The sequence below is a fragment of the Streptomyces sp. NPDC024687 genome, from assembly GCF_055559055.1.
Window position 1 is genome coordinate 255,169 of the sequence record NZ_JBVHLJ010000006.1, and the last position, 14,599, is coordinate 269,767.

Consider the following 14,599-nt stretch of genomic DNA (forward strand, 5'->3'; position numbering starts at 1 on the left):
CTCATGACGACTACAGATGGTTCCTCTCCCCTCGACACCGAGATCGGGGCCCTCACGGGCGGCTCCGCCGACCTTGCCCAGTACGCCGGCAAGGCCGTCCTCATCGTGAACGTGGCCTCCAAGTGCGGGCTCACCCCGCAGTACAACGGCCTGGAGAAGCTCCAGGAGCGGTACGCGGAGCGGGGCTTCACCGTCCTCGGCGTGCCCTGCAACCAGTTCATGGGCCAGGAGCCCGGCAGCGCCGAGGAGATCGCGGAGTTCTGCTCGGCGACGTACGGCGTGACCTTCCCGCTGACCGAGAAGGTCGAGGTGAACGGGGAAGGGCGGCACGCCCTGTACGAGCGGCTCGTGGGCTTCGCCGACGCGGAGGGGCACGACGGGGACATCCGCTGGAACTTCGAGAAGTTCCTGATCGGCCGGGACGGATCGGTCGTGGCGAGGTTCTCCCCGCAGACGGAGCCCGAGTCGGACGAGCTCGTCACCGCCGTGGAGAGCGCGCTGGCGTAGGCGGCCGCGGGTCCGCTGTGGCTGGTCGCGCAGTTCCCCGCGCCCCTGAGTGGGTGCAGTCGCGTCTGCCCAGCTGTGCCCGTCCTTGGGGGCGCGGGGAACTGCGCGACTGGCCCGCCACCGGACCGCACCCGACGCACAACCCCCCGGCCGAAGCGCCGCAGGCACAGGCACACGCCGAGCCCCCTCGGCAAGGACGGCGATCTGGTCGAGAGGGCTCTGTGGTGGTGCTTGTGCTGTTGTCGTGAGCAGTTGTGGTGTGCAGTTGTGGGTGAACGGGACGGGGATCAGACCGGTCCGCCCCTCACACCTTGACCGAGGCCACGAAGGCGCTCCACGCCTCGGCGGGGAAGGCCAGCTTGGGGCCCTCGGGGATCTTGGTGTCGCCGAGTTCGAGTGCTTCCTCTTCGGTCGACCTCACCATCAGGCATGCCCCGTTGGCGTTGGTGTAGGTGGAGGTCGTCCATGTGTCCAGGTTGCCCAGACGAATTGCCATATTCGCTCCGTAGCCAGATGCGCAGTGTTCGGATTACGCCAACCTTTACTGATCGTTGGCGTGATCGACGCTACTCGCCGACTTCCTCTTTCGGAGCAGTCGTTCACTCTTCTGGTGGCATATTCCAAGGGACTCTTCCAGACGGGCAAGGCCGGGGTGTACCATCCGGCCCGCCCTGTCCGGAAGCGGCTCGGAGGCGGCTCGGAGGCGGCTCAGACGTAGTTCACCGGGCGTACTCCCGGGCGTACTCCTTGGCGATGTCCTCGATCATCTGGCGCGACTGGTCGACGTTGAGCGCCTGCGCCCTCAAGTGCTCGTACATCACGGTGTACTTCTGCACGTCGTGCGCCTTCTCCAGGTACAGGTCGCTGGTGACGCCCTCGATGTAGACGACGCTGGAGTCCGCCGCGTCCGAGAACTCCAGGATGGAGTACTGGCCGCTCAGCCCCGGGTGGGCGCCGACGTCGAACGGCAGCACCTGCACGGTGATGTGGGGCTGCTGGGACATCTCCACGAGGTACTCCAGCTGCTCGCGCATCACCTGCCGGCTGCCCACCACCCGGCGCAGGGACGCCTCGTCCAGAACGACCCACAGCCGCAGCGGATCCCGTTCGGCCGCGACCCGGCTCTGCCGCCGCAGCCGTACCTCGACCCGCTTGTCGTTCTCCGTCTCGGTGGCCTCCGGCGCGCCGCCGCGCACGATGGCCTCGGCGTACGGCCGGGTCTGCAACAGGCCCGTGATGATCTGGGGTTCGTACACGCGCAGCGACTCGGCGTCGGTCTCCAGGCCGATGTAGACGCTGTACGGGATGTCCCCGAAGGCGTGCCACCAGCCCTGCTGCCGCGAGTCCTTGGCCATCTGCATCAGGGATTCGACGATGCGCTGGTCCTCGACCTCGTACACCCCGCACAGGTCGCGGACGTCGCGCTGGCTGATGCTGCGCCGGCCGTTCTCCAGCCGGCTGATCTTCGACTGCGACACGAGCAGCCGCTCCGCCACCTCTTCGGCCGTCATGCCCTTGAGCTCGCGGAGCCTGCGCAGCTCCTGGCCCAGCCGGCGTCGCCTGACGGTGGGATTGACACTGGACGCCACGGGACGTGCACCTCCGGCTGCTGCCTCGTTCTTGACTTTGCGTATCTGCTGTTGAGCAGACTGCCACCAAGGTGCTTATTACCGCTGGGAAACGGTGTATATGCGCTGGGTGCACGTCAGTTGGGGCCGCTCGTCCGGCATGCCCGGACATGCGGCCGGACATGCGGCCGCGCGGGGCGTCGGAACCCGGCGACGCCCGATGTACGGACGTACGGTTCCGTCGCCCCGCGCGGACCAGCGGCTCCCGAACCGGTCTCTGGGGACTGACGGTGCGGCGGCTGAGTGGTGCGTGGTGCGGGTCGTGCCTGGTCGTGCTGCCGGCGGTGCGTGCCGTGGGACTGCGGCTCAGTGAGCCACGGCGCGCGCCATCGGTCCTCGGCGCGGTTGCATCGGAACGCCATGAGCGGGTTCCGGCGCGGGCCTGGCTCCGGGGGCGGCCTGACGGCCGGCCGGTGCCGGGCTGCGACGTGGCTGTGCGGCCACGCCGTTCTGGACGTCCATCACGGCGTGCGCGACGAGTCCGCCCATGGGGTCGTGCCTGATCAGGTCCCGCAGCCGGGAGCGCGAGGAACGTCCCTCGTTGCCCGGATACAGGTGCTTGCCGAGGCCGACCGCGTGTGCCAGGGCGGCGAGCGCGGCGGTCCGCGGGTCCGGCGGTACGCCGGTGCGGATCGCCGAGTCCAGTCGGGCCTTGATCTCCCGGCTGATCTCGTTGTCCGTCGCCTGGTAGCGAGTCGTCGGCAGCACTCCGCACATCTGACCCGCCACGGCATGCACCATGCCGCACCGCTCCAGATGCGAGAGGTAGGTCTGGCGGAGCCCAAGGCGCGGCCCGCCGATCCAGTTCACTGCCCGCACGGGAGCGCCACGCCTTCGCAGCAACTCCAACGCGCAGTCCAAAGTCGGATCTCCTGTCGGCCGTGGGGCTACCACGGCTATACGATCCCCGTCTGGGGCTATCCGTCCGGCCAGCGCCAGCTCCACTAGCTGTGCTCCGGCCAGACCGAGGTCGAGCGACTGCGGCTGTGCGGTGGTACCCGTGGTCGGGTCCAACGCCAGCAGCAGAAGCTCCTCCGGAAGTGTTCTGCGGCTCCTGCCCATCCATGCCTCCCCGCGTGGATGAAAGACAGGGTGACCCCTCTCACATTGGTCTGTCGAGGGTGCGTGACCTCTTTGTAGTGGAACCAGTAGGTATGTCGTTCTCGTCTACCGCCTGGGACAGGGCCACACACAGGACACTGGTACATGGTTCGGACAGCGTGGTGTGGCGGCTGCCCGGGCGGCGATTCAACGGTTCGGCAGACGCAGGGTGACGGATACCGATCACCTGCGGCACATGGAGGAGGCATCGGTGGCGGGCGAGTCCCCCGACAGGTCGAAGCAGCGCGAGTCGTCGGCAGAACCGACGTCGGGGAGCGGGAGCCCGGTTCCCGGGGCGAGGAGTTCCGCACGCGATCCCCGGCTCGCGGTCGCACGCGAGTCCATCTCCCTCGCAGGCATCGACACGGCCACGAGGGTCTTCTCGGTACGCGACCTCCCGAAGACGCCCGAGGACGGCGCCGGGGGCCCCGCAGAGGCCGGGACGGGGGGTTCCGGGCCCAGGGGGGCCGGGGACACGCGTTCGGCCGTGGACGGGGCCGAGGAGCTCGAGCACGAGCCTGAGGCCGGGAAGTCCGCGGGCGAGGCCGAGGCGACGGAGCCCGCCGACGGGGCCGACGCCGAGGAGGAAGCCGGCGGGACCGAGTCCAGGGACGAAGTCGGCGGCGCCGAGGCTGAGACCGAGGAGGAAGCCGACGGGGCCGAGGCCGCAGTCGGCGGTTCGGGCGAGGCGGAGGACGCGGAGGGCACGGCGCCGGACGACTCCGACACGGCCAAGGGTTCGGGCGACACGGGCGCGGCCGGGGGCTTGGATGACACCGGCACGGGCGAAGGCTCGGGCGGCGTCGGCACAGCCAAGGGCTCGGACGACACCCGAACGACCGAGGGCTCGGGCGACCCCGACAGCAAGTCCGGTGACACCGCTACCGCTGAGAGTTCTGGTGACTCCGATAGCGAGGTCGGCAACTCCGGTGGGCGCGACGAGTCGGCCCCCTCGGGCGACGCGCGACTGCGGGACGCGGTTGCGGCGTGGGTGGCTACGGCGGACGGGGCCGGTCCCGAGGAGGGTTCCGGCAAGGCGGAGGCTGCGGAGAAGCCCGCGGGCAAGGACGCTGAGCCCGCCGAGGACGAGCCCGGCCCCGACGCCGGGTCGAAGACGGCCACCGACACCGACGCGGCGCCCGAGAGCGACGCCGCCGATATCGCCGTAGCCGATGAAGTTCCTGCCGCCGACGAGGATCACGCTCCGGACACCGGCGACTCGACCCCCTCAGGGGCGCGGGGAACTGCGCGACCGGCCCCCACCGACCCGCGCACGGACGACGAGCCCGGCGAGGACCCCCGTCCTGACGCCAGCGAGCCCGAGTCCCCAGGGGCGCGGGGAACTGCGCGACCAGCCCCCACCGACCCGCGCACGGACGACAAGCCCGGTGAAGCCGACGTAACCGACAAGGCCCCCACCGACCCGCGGACAGACCACAAGCCCGGCGAAGCCGACGTAACCGACAAGGCTCCCGCCGACTCGCCGACGGACGACGAGCCCGGTGACGGTGACGCGGACGCGGCCGACGCGCCCCCCGTCGACCAGCCCACCGCCGTCTTCAAGGCACCCCGGCCCCCCGTGGACCAGCCCACCACCATGCTGAAGCTCGGCAAGGCACCGGAGGCGGAGCCCAAGCCCAAGCCGGAGGCCCCCGCCGAGCGGACGAGCAAGTTCGTCGCGCTGAAGGGTCTCGACGAGCCGCGCGAGCCGCGCGAGCCGCGGCCGAGGGCGGACGTGACCGCCGCCGTCCCCCAGGTCGGCCCGGAGCGGACCACACAGCAGCCGCTGCCGCCGAAGCCGCCGCTCGACCTGCTCGCGGAGCTCACCAACACTCCGCCGCCCCCGCCCAGCCCCCTGCGCACGCTCGGTCGCCGGGTCAAGATCTGGACCCCGATCCTCATCCTCCTGGTCGTCGCGTTTGCGATCGTGCAGGCCCTGCGCCCCCTGCCGGACCCCACGCTCAGCCTCACCGCCGAGGACTCCTACACCTTCGACGGCAGCAAGGCGACCCTCCCGTGGCCCACTGAGGGCCAGGGCTGGATGGACGTGAACGGCATCGGCACGATGGGCGACTTCGGCAAGCAGACCCCCGTCGCGATCGGCTCCGTGGCCAAGGCCATGACCGCCTACATCGTCCTGAAGGACCACCCCCTCAAGGCCGGCGAGGAGGGCGCGAAGATCACCGTCGACGCGCTCGCCGAGAAGGAGGGCGGTTACAACAAGGAGGGTGAGTCCACCCTCAACACCGTCAAGAAGGACGACGTCCTCACCGAGAAGCAGGCGATCTCGGCGATCATGATCCCCTCCGCCAACAACATCGCCCGGCTGCTCGCCCGCTGGGACGCCGGTTCCGAGGCCGCGTTCATCAAGAAGATGAACGACACCGCCAAGGAACTCGGTATGAAGAACACGAAGTACACCGACGCCTCTGGCCTGAAGGAGACCACCGTCTCCACCGCCGAGGACCAGGTGAAGCTCGGGAACGAACTGGTGAAGATCCCTGCGCTGATCGACATCACCAGCAAGCCCAGCTGGAAGGACCCCTCCGGCCAGCCCTGGAACAACTACAACCGCCTCGTCCCCTACAACGGCGCCATCGGCATCAAGACCGGCACCACCACCAAGGCCGGCGGCAATCTCCTCTTCGCCGCCACCAAGGAGGTCGGCGAGGAGACGGTCACCGTGGTCGGCGCGATCCTCGGCCAGCACACGGCGCCGATCATCGACACCGTGAACGCGGTCAGCAAGACGGCGATGCTCGCCGCCCAGGACGCCCTGACCTCGACGAAGATCCTGAAGAAGGGTGACGTCGTCGGGTACGTGGACGACGGCCTCGGCGGCCACACCCCCGTCGTGCTCACCAAGGACGTCACCGCCGTCGGCTGGGCCGGCCTCGAGGTGAAGCTGTCCTTCGCCGCCGACGACGTACCGCACACCGCGAAGGCCGGCACCAAGGTCGGCACTCTCACCGTCGGCGACGGCGAGGGCGGCGCGGTCAAGGTCCCGGTCACCCTCCAGAAGGATCTGACCGAACCGGGTCTCACCGACAAGCTGACCCGCGTCGGCTGATCCGGAAACGGGACAGACGCCCCACCCGGCCCGTCGACCGGACCCCGCCCGGGGTTCGGGACGGCGGGCCGCGTGCTAGCGTCACGAACCGGGGCAGGTCGACGCTGGGGCGCGACCGAGAAACGAAGACGGGACACCACGGGGAGTGCCTTCAGGTGGCCACTGCGGAGCCGACACGCGCCGACGACACCGACCCGGGCCCGGGTACCGGCCCGCGAATAGGCGTGCCCGCGGAACCTGAGACCGGGAACGGCGGCCCTTCCGAGGACCCCAAGGGCCCCCACCAGGACCCCCAGGACCCCGAGTGGACCAGAACCCGGACCGCCCTCCTCGCCCTGCGCGAGCGGCTGCTTCGTCACCCCGTCCTCTCCATGACCGCGCTCTCCGGCATCCTCCACATCGTCTGGTTCTTCACGTTCGCGAACAGTGGCGGCGACCTCGCGGCACAGGACGCCTGGGCCGAGTTCGTCGGCCGGCACCCGGACTCCGCGTACAACCTGGCCTGGTACGGCGGCATGCACCCGGTGTCGTACAGCATCGTGTCGCCGTATCTGATGTCGGTGCTCGGCGTCCGTACGACGATGATGCTGGCCGGGACCGTCTCGGCCGGGCTGCTGACGCTGATCCTCATCCGCAGCCGGTCGGTGAAGAACCCGCTGTGGGCCTCGCTGGCGGGTGTGTACGCCTTCCTGTGCAACGCGGCCTCGGGCCGGGTGACCTTCGGTCTCGGCACGGTCTTCGCGCTCGGCGCGGTCGCCGTCGTCTTCTGCTGGCCGCACCGCTGGCGCTACAAACGCTGGGCCAAGGCCGCCTGCGCGGCCCCGCTCGCCGCCCTCGCCACCATGGCCTCACCCGTGGCCGGCCTGTTCGTGGGCCTGGTGGCGGTCGCCCTCTTCCTGGAGAAACGGCGACCCGGCGCCTGGGCGCTCGGCCTCGCCCCCACCGCCGTCGTGGCCCTGTCCGCCTGGCTCTTCCCGTTCGCCGGCACCCAGCCGATGAAGATCGCCTCGGTGCTGCTGCCGCTGGCGTACGGCCTCCTGGTCTACTTCCTCGTCCCGCGCGAGTGGACGACGGTCCGGATCACCGCCGGGGTCTACAGCCTGTCGGTCGTCCTGGTCTGGCTGGTCAGCTCCCAGATCGGCTCCAACATCTCGCGGCTGCCGATGCTGTTCGCGGGGGTGGCCCTGGCGGCCGCGCTGCCGTTCACGGTGCCGCGCTCCCGCAAGTGGTACGCCGTCGTCGTCGCCTTCGCCGGCTTCACCGTCTGGATCGGCTTCAAGTCGGTCGACGACGTCGTCCACACGACCCCCACGGCGTCCTGGGCACGCGAGCTGGCCCCCCTCGTCAACGAGCTCCAGGAGGTCGGCGCCGAGAAGGGCCGCGTCGAGGTCGTACCGGCCGCCTCCCACCGCGAGGCGTCCGCGCTCGCGCCGTACGTCAACCTCGCCCGGGGCTGGAACCGGCAGGCCGACATGGAGCGCAACCCGCTCTTCTACGACGACACCCTGAACTCCGCGAACTACCACGAGTGGCTCCAGCGCTGGGCCGTGCACTTCGTGGTCGTGCCGAAGGACGAGCCCGACGGGGACGGGGGCGAGCGGGAGCGGGAGCTGGTCCAGCGCGGGATGCCGTACCTGAAGCAGATCTGGGGCGACGCGAACTGGCAGCTGTTCCAGGTGACCGACCCGGCGCCGCTGGCCTCCCCGAACACGGTCGTCGACCGGGCCGCGCAGGGCGAGATGACCATGCGGGTGAAGAAGGCCGGGCGGATTCTGATCCGGATCCCGTACTCGCCGTGGCTGTCGATCGTCGACGCTGAGGGCAAGAAGCTGCAGGCCCCGCAGGAGACGGACGCGTCGAAGGAGCGGGGCGACGGGGAGCCGAAGACGTTCGCCAACGTCAACGGCTGCCTGATGGAGACGCCGGAGGACGCGGACGGGGACAAGTGGACGATGCTGCTGGCGCCGAAGGCCGGGACGTACCGGCTGGCCGCGCCCTACACCGTGCCGCGGGGTACGCCCTGTCCCGATGAGTGGAAGTAGTCGTGCGGCCCCGGGTCAGCGCAGCCGGTCCACGTAGGTGTCCGTGCCCGGAACCGTCGGGACGAACGGCGCCAGCAGCTCCGCCCTGCCCATCGGCGGTTCCTCCAGGTCCGTGAAGTACTGCTCCCAGCACTCCCTCGGGTCCGTCTCCAGGAACCACAGCAGCGTGAGCCGTGTGTCGACGCCCTCCACCTGCTTGACATAGGTCATGCGGTCGCCGGGGAGGGGGGTCGGGCGGAAGATCGTCACCATGGCCGCCGGGGAGCCCGCCAGGCGCCTGGGCAGGTGCCGCGCGACCAGCCACTCCAGCAACTCCGGTCGCCGCTCCGGGGATTCGGCGTCGATGACCTCCAGCACCAGCCCGGCGTACGGGTGGTCCAGGGCGTGGAAGTCCCTCGGGCCCGCCGCCCCGTCGCGGTAGACCGTGGACTCGTGGTCCTGGAACGCGGTGAAGACGTGGGTGCGGTCGTGGTAGACGCGGGCGTCGCGGTTGAGGCGTTTGTTGATGGCCACCGTCCACTTCATGTGGTCGTCGTAGCGGCCGTCGGTGACCCAGTAGGTGGAGAGGTAGCAGCCCGCCGTCACCGGCTGGGCCACTGCCGACTTCTCCGGGACGCGCAGGAGTTGGAGGTCCCGGGTGGCCACCCAGCGGCGGCCCGCGAACATCCAGGGCATGGCCATCGCGCCCGCGTAGTAGTGGTCGTCCTCGTACCAGCGGTTGTAGGCGTACTCATGGCCGGGGTGCGGTTCGACCATGGTGATCAGCGCGTGGCCGGGGCGGACTCCGTAGGGTCCTGTGGCGGCCAGTTCGGCGTACGTCTCGCTGTGGGTCTCTTCTGACACGGTCTCTTCTGACATGGGACCTTCCCTCCTCCAGCGCTCGCCCATACTCTGACGCCCCGTCAGATTATGCGCCAGAGCCAGAACCCAGGCAGGAAGCAGGGAGGCCGCCGGTATGTCACTTCTCTCCGGGAAGACCGTCGTGGTGTCGGGAGTCGGTGCCGGGCTCGGCCATCAGGTCGCGGCGGCCGTCGTGCGGGACGGCGGGAACGCCGTGCTGGGTGCGCGGACCGAGGCGAACCTCGCCAAGAGCGCCGCGGAGATCGATCCGGACGGGGCGCACACGGCGTACCGGTCGACGGACATCACCGACGAGCAACAGTGCACGGCACTCGCGGAGTTGGCGCTGGAGCGGTTCGGGCGGCTGGACGCGGTGGTGCAGGTGGCCGCGTGGGACAGCTACTTCGGCGGGCTCGAGGACGCGGACTTCGCGACCTGGCAGTCGGTCATCGATGTGAATCTGCTCGGGTCGCTGCGGATGACTCGGGCGTGCCTTGCGGGACTGAAGGCGGCGGGCGGCGGATCGGTCGTGTCCGTCGGGACGCAGTCGGCCGTGGCCGCCCCCTCGCAGGTGCGGCAGGCCGCGTACGCCGCCTCGAAGGGGGCGCTGACCAGCGCGATGTACTCGCTGGCGCGGGAGCTCGGGCCGTACCGGATCCGGGTCAACACCGTGCTGCCGGGCTGGATGTGGGGGCCGCCGGTGCAGGCGTACGTGCAGTTCACGGCACACACCGAGAAGGTGCCGGAGGCCGACGTGCTGAAGCGGCTGACCGACCGGATGGCGCTGCCCGACCTCGCGACGGACGGGGACGTGGCGGACGCGACGGTGTTCCTGGCCTCGGACCGGGCGCGGGCGATCACCGGACAGTCGTTGCTGGTCAACGCCGGGGAGCTGATGCGATGAGTTCATATAGATGAACGTAGGCCATCAGCTCGAATATCTTTACCTCCCTTTGACCTGACGCCAGCTTGTCGTGTCCACGTGGTGGCACCCACGATGAGCGCCGGGCTGATCCGTGGGAGGGCGCATATGAACGGTCTCGACTGGGCCGTGCTCATCGGCTATTTCGGCGTGATGGTCGCCATCGGCGTCTGGTCGCACAAACGTGTCGACGACGTCAGCGACTTCTTCACCGCCGGCGGCAAGATGCCGTGGTGGCTGTCGGGCATCTCGCACCACATGTCGGGCTACAGCGCGGTGATGTTCACCGGGTACGCGGGCATCGCCTACACCTACGGCGTCACCTCCTTCATCACCTGGTCCTTCCCCATCGCCCTCGGCATCGCGATCGGCTCGAAGCTGTTCGCGCCGCGCATCAACCGGCTGCGTTCACGACTCCATGTGGCTTCCCCGCTGGAGTATCTGAAGAACCGTTACGACCTGAAGACCCAGCAGGCGCTGGCCTGGTCGGGCATGCTGCTGAAGATCGTTGATGTGGGCGCCAAGTGGGCCGCGATCGCGACCCTGTTGTCGGTGTTCACCGGGATCTCGCTCAACCAGGGCATCCTGATCACCGGCGCCATCACGGCCGTCTACTGCACGATCGGCGGCCTGTGGGCCGACGCGCTCACGGAGCTGGGCCAGTTCGTCATCCAACTCCTCGCCGGCGTCGCGATGTTCATCGCCGTCGTCCTCAAGCTCAACGACAAGGGCATCGGCTTCTTCGGCGCCTGGGACGAGCCGGAGCTCCAGGGCCACGGAGAGCCGCTGGTGGGGCCGTACGGAACGGTCTTCCTGCTCGCCTTCCTCTTCATCAAGCTCTTCGAGTACAACGGCGGCATGCTCAACCAGGCCCAGCGCTACATGGCCACGGCCAACGCGCACCAGGCCGAGCGCTCGGCGCGGCTGTCGGCGATCCTGTGGCTGGTGTGGCCGGTCGTCCTGTTCTTCCCCATGTGGATGTCACCGCTGCTGGTCCAGTCGCAGAAGCCGGACGGCTCCGACTCCTACGGCCTGATGACCGAACAGCTGCTGCCGCACGGCCTGTTGGGCCTCGTCATCGTCGGGTTCTTCTCGCACACCATGGCCATGTGCTCCTCCGACGCCAACGCCATCGCGGCCGTCTTCACCCGGGACTGCGCACCGGTGGTGTGGCGCAGGGCGCGCAGCTGGAGCCAGGGTCAGGGGCTCAGGGTCGCGCGCATCACGACGGTCGTCTTCCTCGGCCTGTCGATGGCGGCGGCGACCCAGGTCAACTCCCCCGCGTTCAAGGACATCATCACCGTCGTGATCAAGTGGGTGGCCGGCCTCATGGGCCCGATGGCCATCCCGATGATGCTCGGCCTGCTGCGCCCGTTCCGCCGCTCCGGTCCGACGGCCGCGCTCACCAGCTGGTCGATGGGTCTGCTCACCTTCTGGCTGGTCAACTACCCGATCAACTGGAACGTCGACGGCGGTGTCCCGCTCCAGTACCAGGTCTCGATCCCGCTGGCCGTCTCCCTGGTCCTCTACATCGCCATCGGGTTCATCAAGCCCGAGGACACCCCGGAGCGCCTCGCGATCATCGAGAAGATCAACACGGACGACGACGGGGCGGCGGGCGTCGCGATCCCGGCTCCGGTGGGCCCGGCGGACCGTACACCGGTGAAGGACTGACCTCGGCCTCCTGAAGCCCGAGTGTTGCCGCCCGCGCCCTGCTCCTGGTCGCGGGCCAGGCACCGCTGCAGCGGGTCTCACCCCCGCGGGTAGCGCGCCAGCCACCCGGGGGACGCTCCCGCGGGACCGTGCAGCGCGGGCCCCTGGGTCATCTCCATGGCGAAGTCGTCGGCGAGTTCCAGGAGTGTGGGGCGGCCCTCCAGTTCGGCCAGCCAGGCCGGAGGGAGGGCCGTCTCCCCGTGCAACGCTCCCAGCAGACCGCCGGTGAGCGCGCCGGCCGCGGCGGAGGGCCCGTCGTGGTTCACGGCGAGGCACAGGCCGTGCCGTACGTCCTCTCCGACCAGAGCGCAGTACACGGCGGCGGACAGCAGCCCGTCCGCCGAACCGTCGGCGGCGAGTTCCTCGACCCGCGCCGGGGTGGGCATCCCCTGCCGTACGGCCCCGAGCGCGTGCTGGAGCGCGTCCGACACGGGCTCGTGCCCGGGCCGCGCGGCCAGCAGTGCGAGGGCCCGCTGCACCGCGCCGTCCAGGCTGTCGCCGAGGGCCAGCGCGTGCACGATCAGGGCGTACGCGCCGGCCGACAGATAGGCGACGGGGTGCCCGTGGGTCTGCGCGGCACACTCGACGGCCAGCTGTACGACCAGCTGCGGCTCCCATCCGACGAGGAGCCCGAAGGGCGCGGAACGGGCCGTGGCCTCGGGCCCGAGTTCGTTCGGGTTCTTGGGCGACTCCAGGGTCCCCATGGTGTCGTCGCCGAACCCGACGAGCAGGGACCGGGTCGGGTCGCGGCGGGCGTACAGCCACTCCTCCCGGGCCAGCCAGCCGTCCTCCTTGCGCCGCTCGTCGGGCCCCCAGTCGCGCTGGGTGGCGGCCCAGCGCAGATACGCCCGGTGCAGGTCGGTGGGCGGGTGCCAGGCGCCGGTGTCCCGGCGGACCTGGGCCCGTATGAGCCCGTCCACGGTGAAGAGGCTGAGCTGGGTGAGATGGGTGACGGCGCCGCGTCGGCCGTATCCGAACCCGAGGTCCACGAGCCCCTCGGCGCCGTACGCCTCCCGGATCTCGTCCAGTCCGAGCCCGTCGACCGGCGCGCCCAGCGCGTCACCCACGGCCACTCCGAGGAGCGTCCCGCGCACCCGGCTCCGGAAGTCCTGCTGCTCGGCACGCCCCCAGACGACGGCCCCGGTTGTCGCACCCACCAAGACCTCCCATGGCGACCGTCCGTATGTACGACGCCCTGCACTGTAATCGACGGGCGGTGGGAGGTTCAGGGGGCGTGCGGGTATGCGGGGTGCGACCCGGTTGGTCCTCGAAGTACGGCTATCACCCGGAAACCGCAGGTCACCGGAAGAGGGAGGCGTTGCGGGCCGCCCAACCGGCGAAGGCGCGGGGCGGACGGCCGAGGACCCGCTCGACGTCCGGGGAGACGCGCCTGAGGCCCGGTGACGGGGCGCCGAGCATGTCGAGGGTGGCGTCCGCGACCGGCTCCGGCATGAACCGCACCATCTCGGCCCTGGCCTCGTCCCGGGTCTGCTCGACGAACCGCACCGGCTCGCCCAGCGCGTCCGCGATCGCGGCGGTCTGCTCCCGGGGGGATACGGGGGCGGGCCCGGTCAGTTCGTGGACGCGCCCGGCATGTCCGGGATCCCGCAGCGCAACGGCGGCGACCCCGGCGATGTCCTCGGGATCGACGGTCGGCAGCGCGACGTCCCCGAACGGCGCCGCCACGGTCCGTCCGGCGCGCACCGCGGCGGCCCACCGGAGGGTGTTGGAGTGGAAGCCGGCGGGCCGCAGCATGGTCCACTCGAGCCCCGACCGCCTTACGGCGTCCTCCAGTTCGGAGGGATGGTCGCCGGTGGTGACGCCCTGCGAGGACAGCAGCACGACCCGCCGGACACCACCGGCCCGGACGACGTCGAGGACGTCGTCGAGGTTGCCGCCTTGCGCCATGAAGTCGCCGGAGGTCAGAAGGAAGAGCGCCTCGGCCCCGTCGAGGGCGGGTTTGAGGGTCTGAGGTGCGGCGAGATCGGCCTGGTGATGCCGTAGCCCTGCCGGAATGTCACGGGGGCTTTGCCGGGAGACGGCCGTCACCCGCTCCCCCGCCGCGAGAAGTTCCTTCACGAGGGGTCGCCCGACGTTCCCCGTAGCACCGGTCACCACGATCATGTTGCTCCCCTTTTCCGAGGTCCCTGGACTGGTTCCTGTGGACACACGGCGAAGCTACTATCGGGATGCCAGTAGGTACCTAGAGGAAAGTAATGGACGGAGAGGGTTGATGTGACGCAGACCACAGCGCACGGCCGCAGGACCGGGACCGATGTCCCCCCGGAGAACGCCTGCCCCATCGCCCCCGTGGTCGACATCGTCTTCAGCCGCTGGACCACACCGATCCTCTGGACCCTCCACGAGTACGGCCGTCAGCGCTTCGTGGAAGTGGAACGCCGGATCGCCACCATCACCCCCAAGGTCCTGACCCAGCGCCTGCGCCAACTCGAGCGCGACGGCCTGGTCCACCGCACATACCACGCGGAGGTCCCGCCCCGCGTGGAGTACGAGATCACCGAACTGGGCCGCAGCCTGGCCCCGTTGTTCGCGACGCTGGCGCAGTGGTCACCGAACCTGGAGAGGGTGGAGGAGGCTCGGCAGGCCTATGACGCCAGGGACGGCGGCGGGGGTCGGTCGGCGTGACGCCGGTCGGCATCCGCGCTTCGGGAGGATTCCGGTGAGCACAGGCGGGGCCCAGACAGCGCTGGGCAACCGGCTTTCCCCTATTGGTCATCGGAGACCGGGGCGCAGCGCGCCGCTCAGCTGCGGGGTC

At 70.2% G+C, this 14,599-nt stretch carries 12 protein-coding genes; 6 read left to right on the forward strand and 6 right to left on the reverse strand.

What is annotated here, in order from left to right; all coding sequences use genetic code 11:
* The first annotated feature begins 3 nt into the window (after nucleotides 1-3).
* Nucleotides 4-507 (forward strand): glutathione peroxidase, encoded by a 504-nt coding sequence (locus ACZ39I_RS24690; protein WP_451475606.1) that lies wholly within the window; start codon nucleotides 4-6, stop codon nucleotides 505-507.
* A 304-nt stretch (nucleotides 508-811) separates the two neighbouring features.
* Here the strand turns inward: ACZ39I_RS24690 and ACZ39I_RS24695 are convergent, their stop codons facing one another.
* From ACZ39I_RS24695 to ACZ39I_RS24705, 3 genes are all read right to left on the reverse strand, one after another.
* A complete protein-coding gene (locus ACZ39I_RS24695) occupies nucleotides 812-1,003 on the reverse strand; it encodes a DUF397 domain-containing protein (RefSeq protein ID WP_266518024.1) in 192 nt (63 codons plus the stop codon).
* Nucleotides 1,004-1,226: 223 nt separating this feature from the next.
* A complete protein-coding gene (locus tag ACZ39I_RS24700; protein ID WP_352388492.1) occupies nucleotides 1,227-2,096 on the reverse strand; it encodes a helix-turn-helix domain-containing protein in 870 nt (289 codons plus the stop codon).
* Nucleotides 2,097-2,441: 345 nt separating this feature from the next.
* Complete coding sequence (locus ACZ39I_RS24705) at nucleotides 2,442-3,197, reverse strand: GOLPH3/VPS74 family protein (protein WP_352388494.1); 756 nt, start codon at nucleotides 3,195-3,197, stop codon at nucleotides 2,442-2,444.
* A 235-nt stretch (nucleotides 3,198-3,432) separates the two neighbouring features.
* Here ACZ39I_RS24705 and ACZ39I_RS24710 point away from each other — a divergent pair, with 235 nt between their 5' ends.
* Nucleotides 3,433-6,306: a D-alanyl-D-alanine carboxypeptidase gene (locus ACZ39I_RS24710; RefSeq protein ID WP_467246505.1), complete on the forward strand. Its 2,874-nt coding sequence runs from the start codon at nucleotides 3,433-3,435 to the stop codon at nucleotides 6,304-6,306.
* Nucleotides 6,307-6,461: 155 nt separating this feature from the next.
* Complete coding sequence (locus tag ACZ39I_RS24715; RefSeq protein ID WP_467246507.1) at nucleotides 6,462-8,348, forward strand: MFS transporter; 1,887 nt, start codon at nucleotides 6,462-6,464, stop codon at nucleotides 8,346-8,348.
* Between the two features lie 15 nt (nucleotides 8,349-8,363).
* Here ACZ39I_RS24715 and ACZ39I_RS24720 read toward each other — a convergent pair whose 3' ends face one another.
* Nucleotides 8,364-9,206, reverse strand: coding sequence for a hypothetical protein (locus ACZ39I_RS24720; protein ID WP_467246509.1), 843 nt, complete (start codon nucleotides 9,204-9,206; stop codon nucleotides 8,364-8,366).
* Nucleotides 9,207-9,303: 97 nt separating this feature from the next.
* On the opposite strand from ACZ39I_RS24720, the gene ACZ39I_RS24725 reads away from it, so the two are divergent.
* Nucleotides 9,304-10,092, forward strand: a complete 789-nt coding sequence (locus ACZ39I_RS24725; RefSeq protein ID WP_467246511.1) for an SDR family oxidoreductase — start codon at nucleotides 9,304-9,306, stop codon at nucleotides 10,090-10,092.
* 126 nt (nucleotides 10,093-10,218) lie between these two features.
* A complete protein-coding gene (locus ACZ39I_RS24730) occupies nucleotides 10,219-11,784 on the forward strand; it encodes a sodium:solute symporter family protein (RefSeq protein ID WP_467246513.1) in 1,566 nt (521 codons plus the stop codon).
* Nucleotides 11,785-11,861: 77 nt separating this feature from the next.
* Here ACZ39I_RS24730 and ACZ39I_RS24735 read toward each other — a convergent pair whose 3' ends face one another.
* Together ACZ39I_RS24735 and ACZ39I_RS24740 are read right to left on the reverse strand one after the other, a co-directional pair.
* On the reverse strand, nucleotides 11,862-12,980 hold the full coding sequence (locus ACZ39I_RS24735) for an ADP-ribosylglycohydrolase family protein (RefSeq protein ID WP_403653627.1): 1,119 nt from the start codon (nucleotides 12,978-12,980) through the stop codon (nucleotides 11,862-11,864).
* A gap of 142 nt (nucleotides 12,981-13,122) precedes the next feature.
* Entirely contained in the window at nucleotides 13,123-13,947 is an 825-nt protein-coding gene (locus tag ACZ39I_RS24740) for an NAD(P)H-binding protein (RefSeq protein WP_467246515.1), read from the reverse strand.
* Nucleotides 13,948-14,058: 111 nt separating this feature from the next.
* Between ACZ39I_RS24740 and ACZ39I_RS24745 the strand changes: the two genes are divergently transcribed.
* Nucleotides 14,059-14,469: a winged helix-turn-helix transcriptional regulator gene (locus tag ACZ39I_RS24745; RefSeq protein WP_467246517.1), complete on the forward strand. Its 411-nt coding sequence runs from the start codon at nucleotides 14,059-14,061 to the stop codon at nucleotides 14,467-14,469.
* Nucleotides 14,470-14,599: the final 130 nt, after the last annotated feature.

Coding starts and splice junctions, on each gene's coding strand:
- ACZ39I_RS24740 (WP_467246515.1), bottom strand. CDS start 13,947: ATGATCGTGGTGACCGGTGCTACGGGGAACGTCGGGCGACCCCTCGTG.
- ACZ39I_RS24730 (WP_467246513.1), top strand. CDS start 10,219: ATGAACGGTCTCGACTGGGCCGTGCTCATCGGCTATTTCGGCGTGATG.
- ACZ39I_RS24725 (WP_467246511.1), top strand. CDS start 9,304: ATGTCACTTCTCTCCGGGAAGACCGTCGTGGTGTCGGGAGTCGGTGCC.
- ACZ39I_RS24720 (WP_467246509.1), bottom strand. CDS start 9,206: ATGTCAGAAGAGACCGTGTCAGAAGAGACCCACAGCGAGACGTACGCC.
- ACZ39I_RS24705 (WP_352388494.1), bottom strand. CDS start 3,197: ATGGGCAGGAGCCGCAGAACACTTCCGGAGGAGCTTCTGCTGCTGGCG.
- ACZ39I_RS24690 (WP_451475606.1), top strand. CDS start 4: ATGACGACTACAGATGGTTCCTCTCCCCTCGACACCGAGATCGGGGCC.
- ACZ39I_RS24695 (WP_266518024.1), bottom strand. CDS start 1,003: ATGGCAATTCGTCTGGGCAACCTGGACACATGGACGACCTCCACCTAC.
- ACZ39I_RS24710 (WP_467246505.1), top strand. CDS start 3,433: ATGGAGGAGGCATCGGTGGCGGGCGAGTCCCCCGACAGGTCGAAGCAG.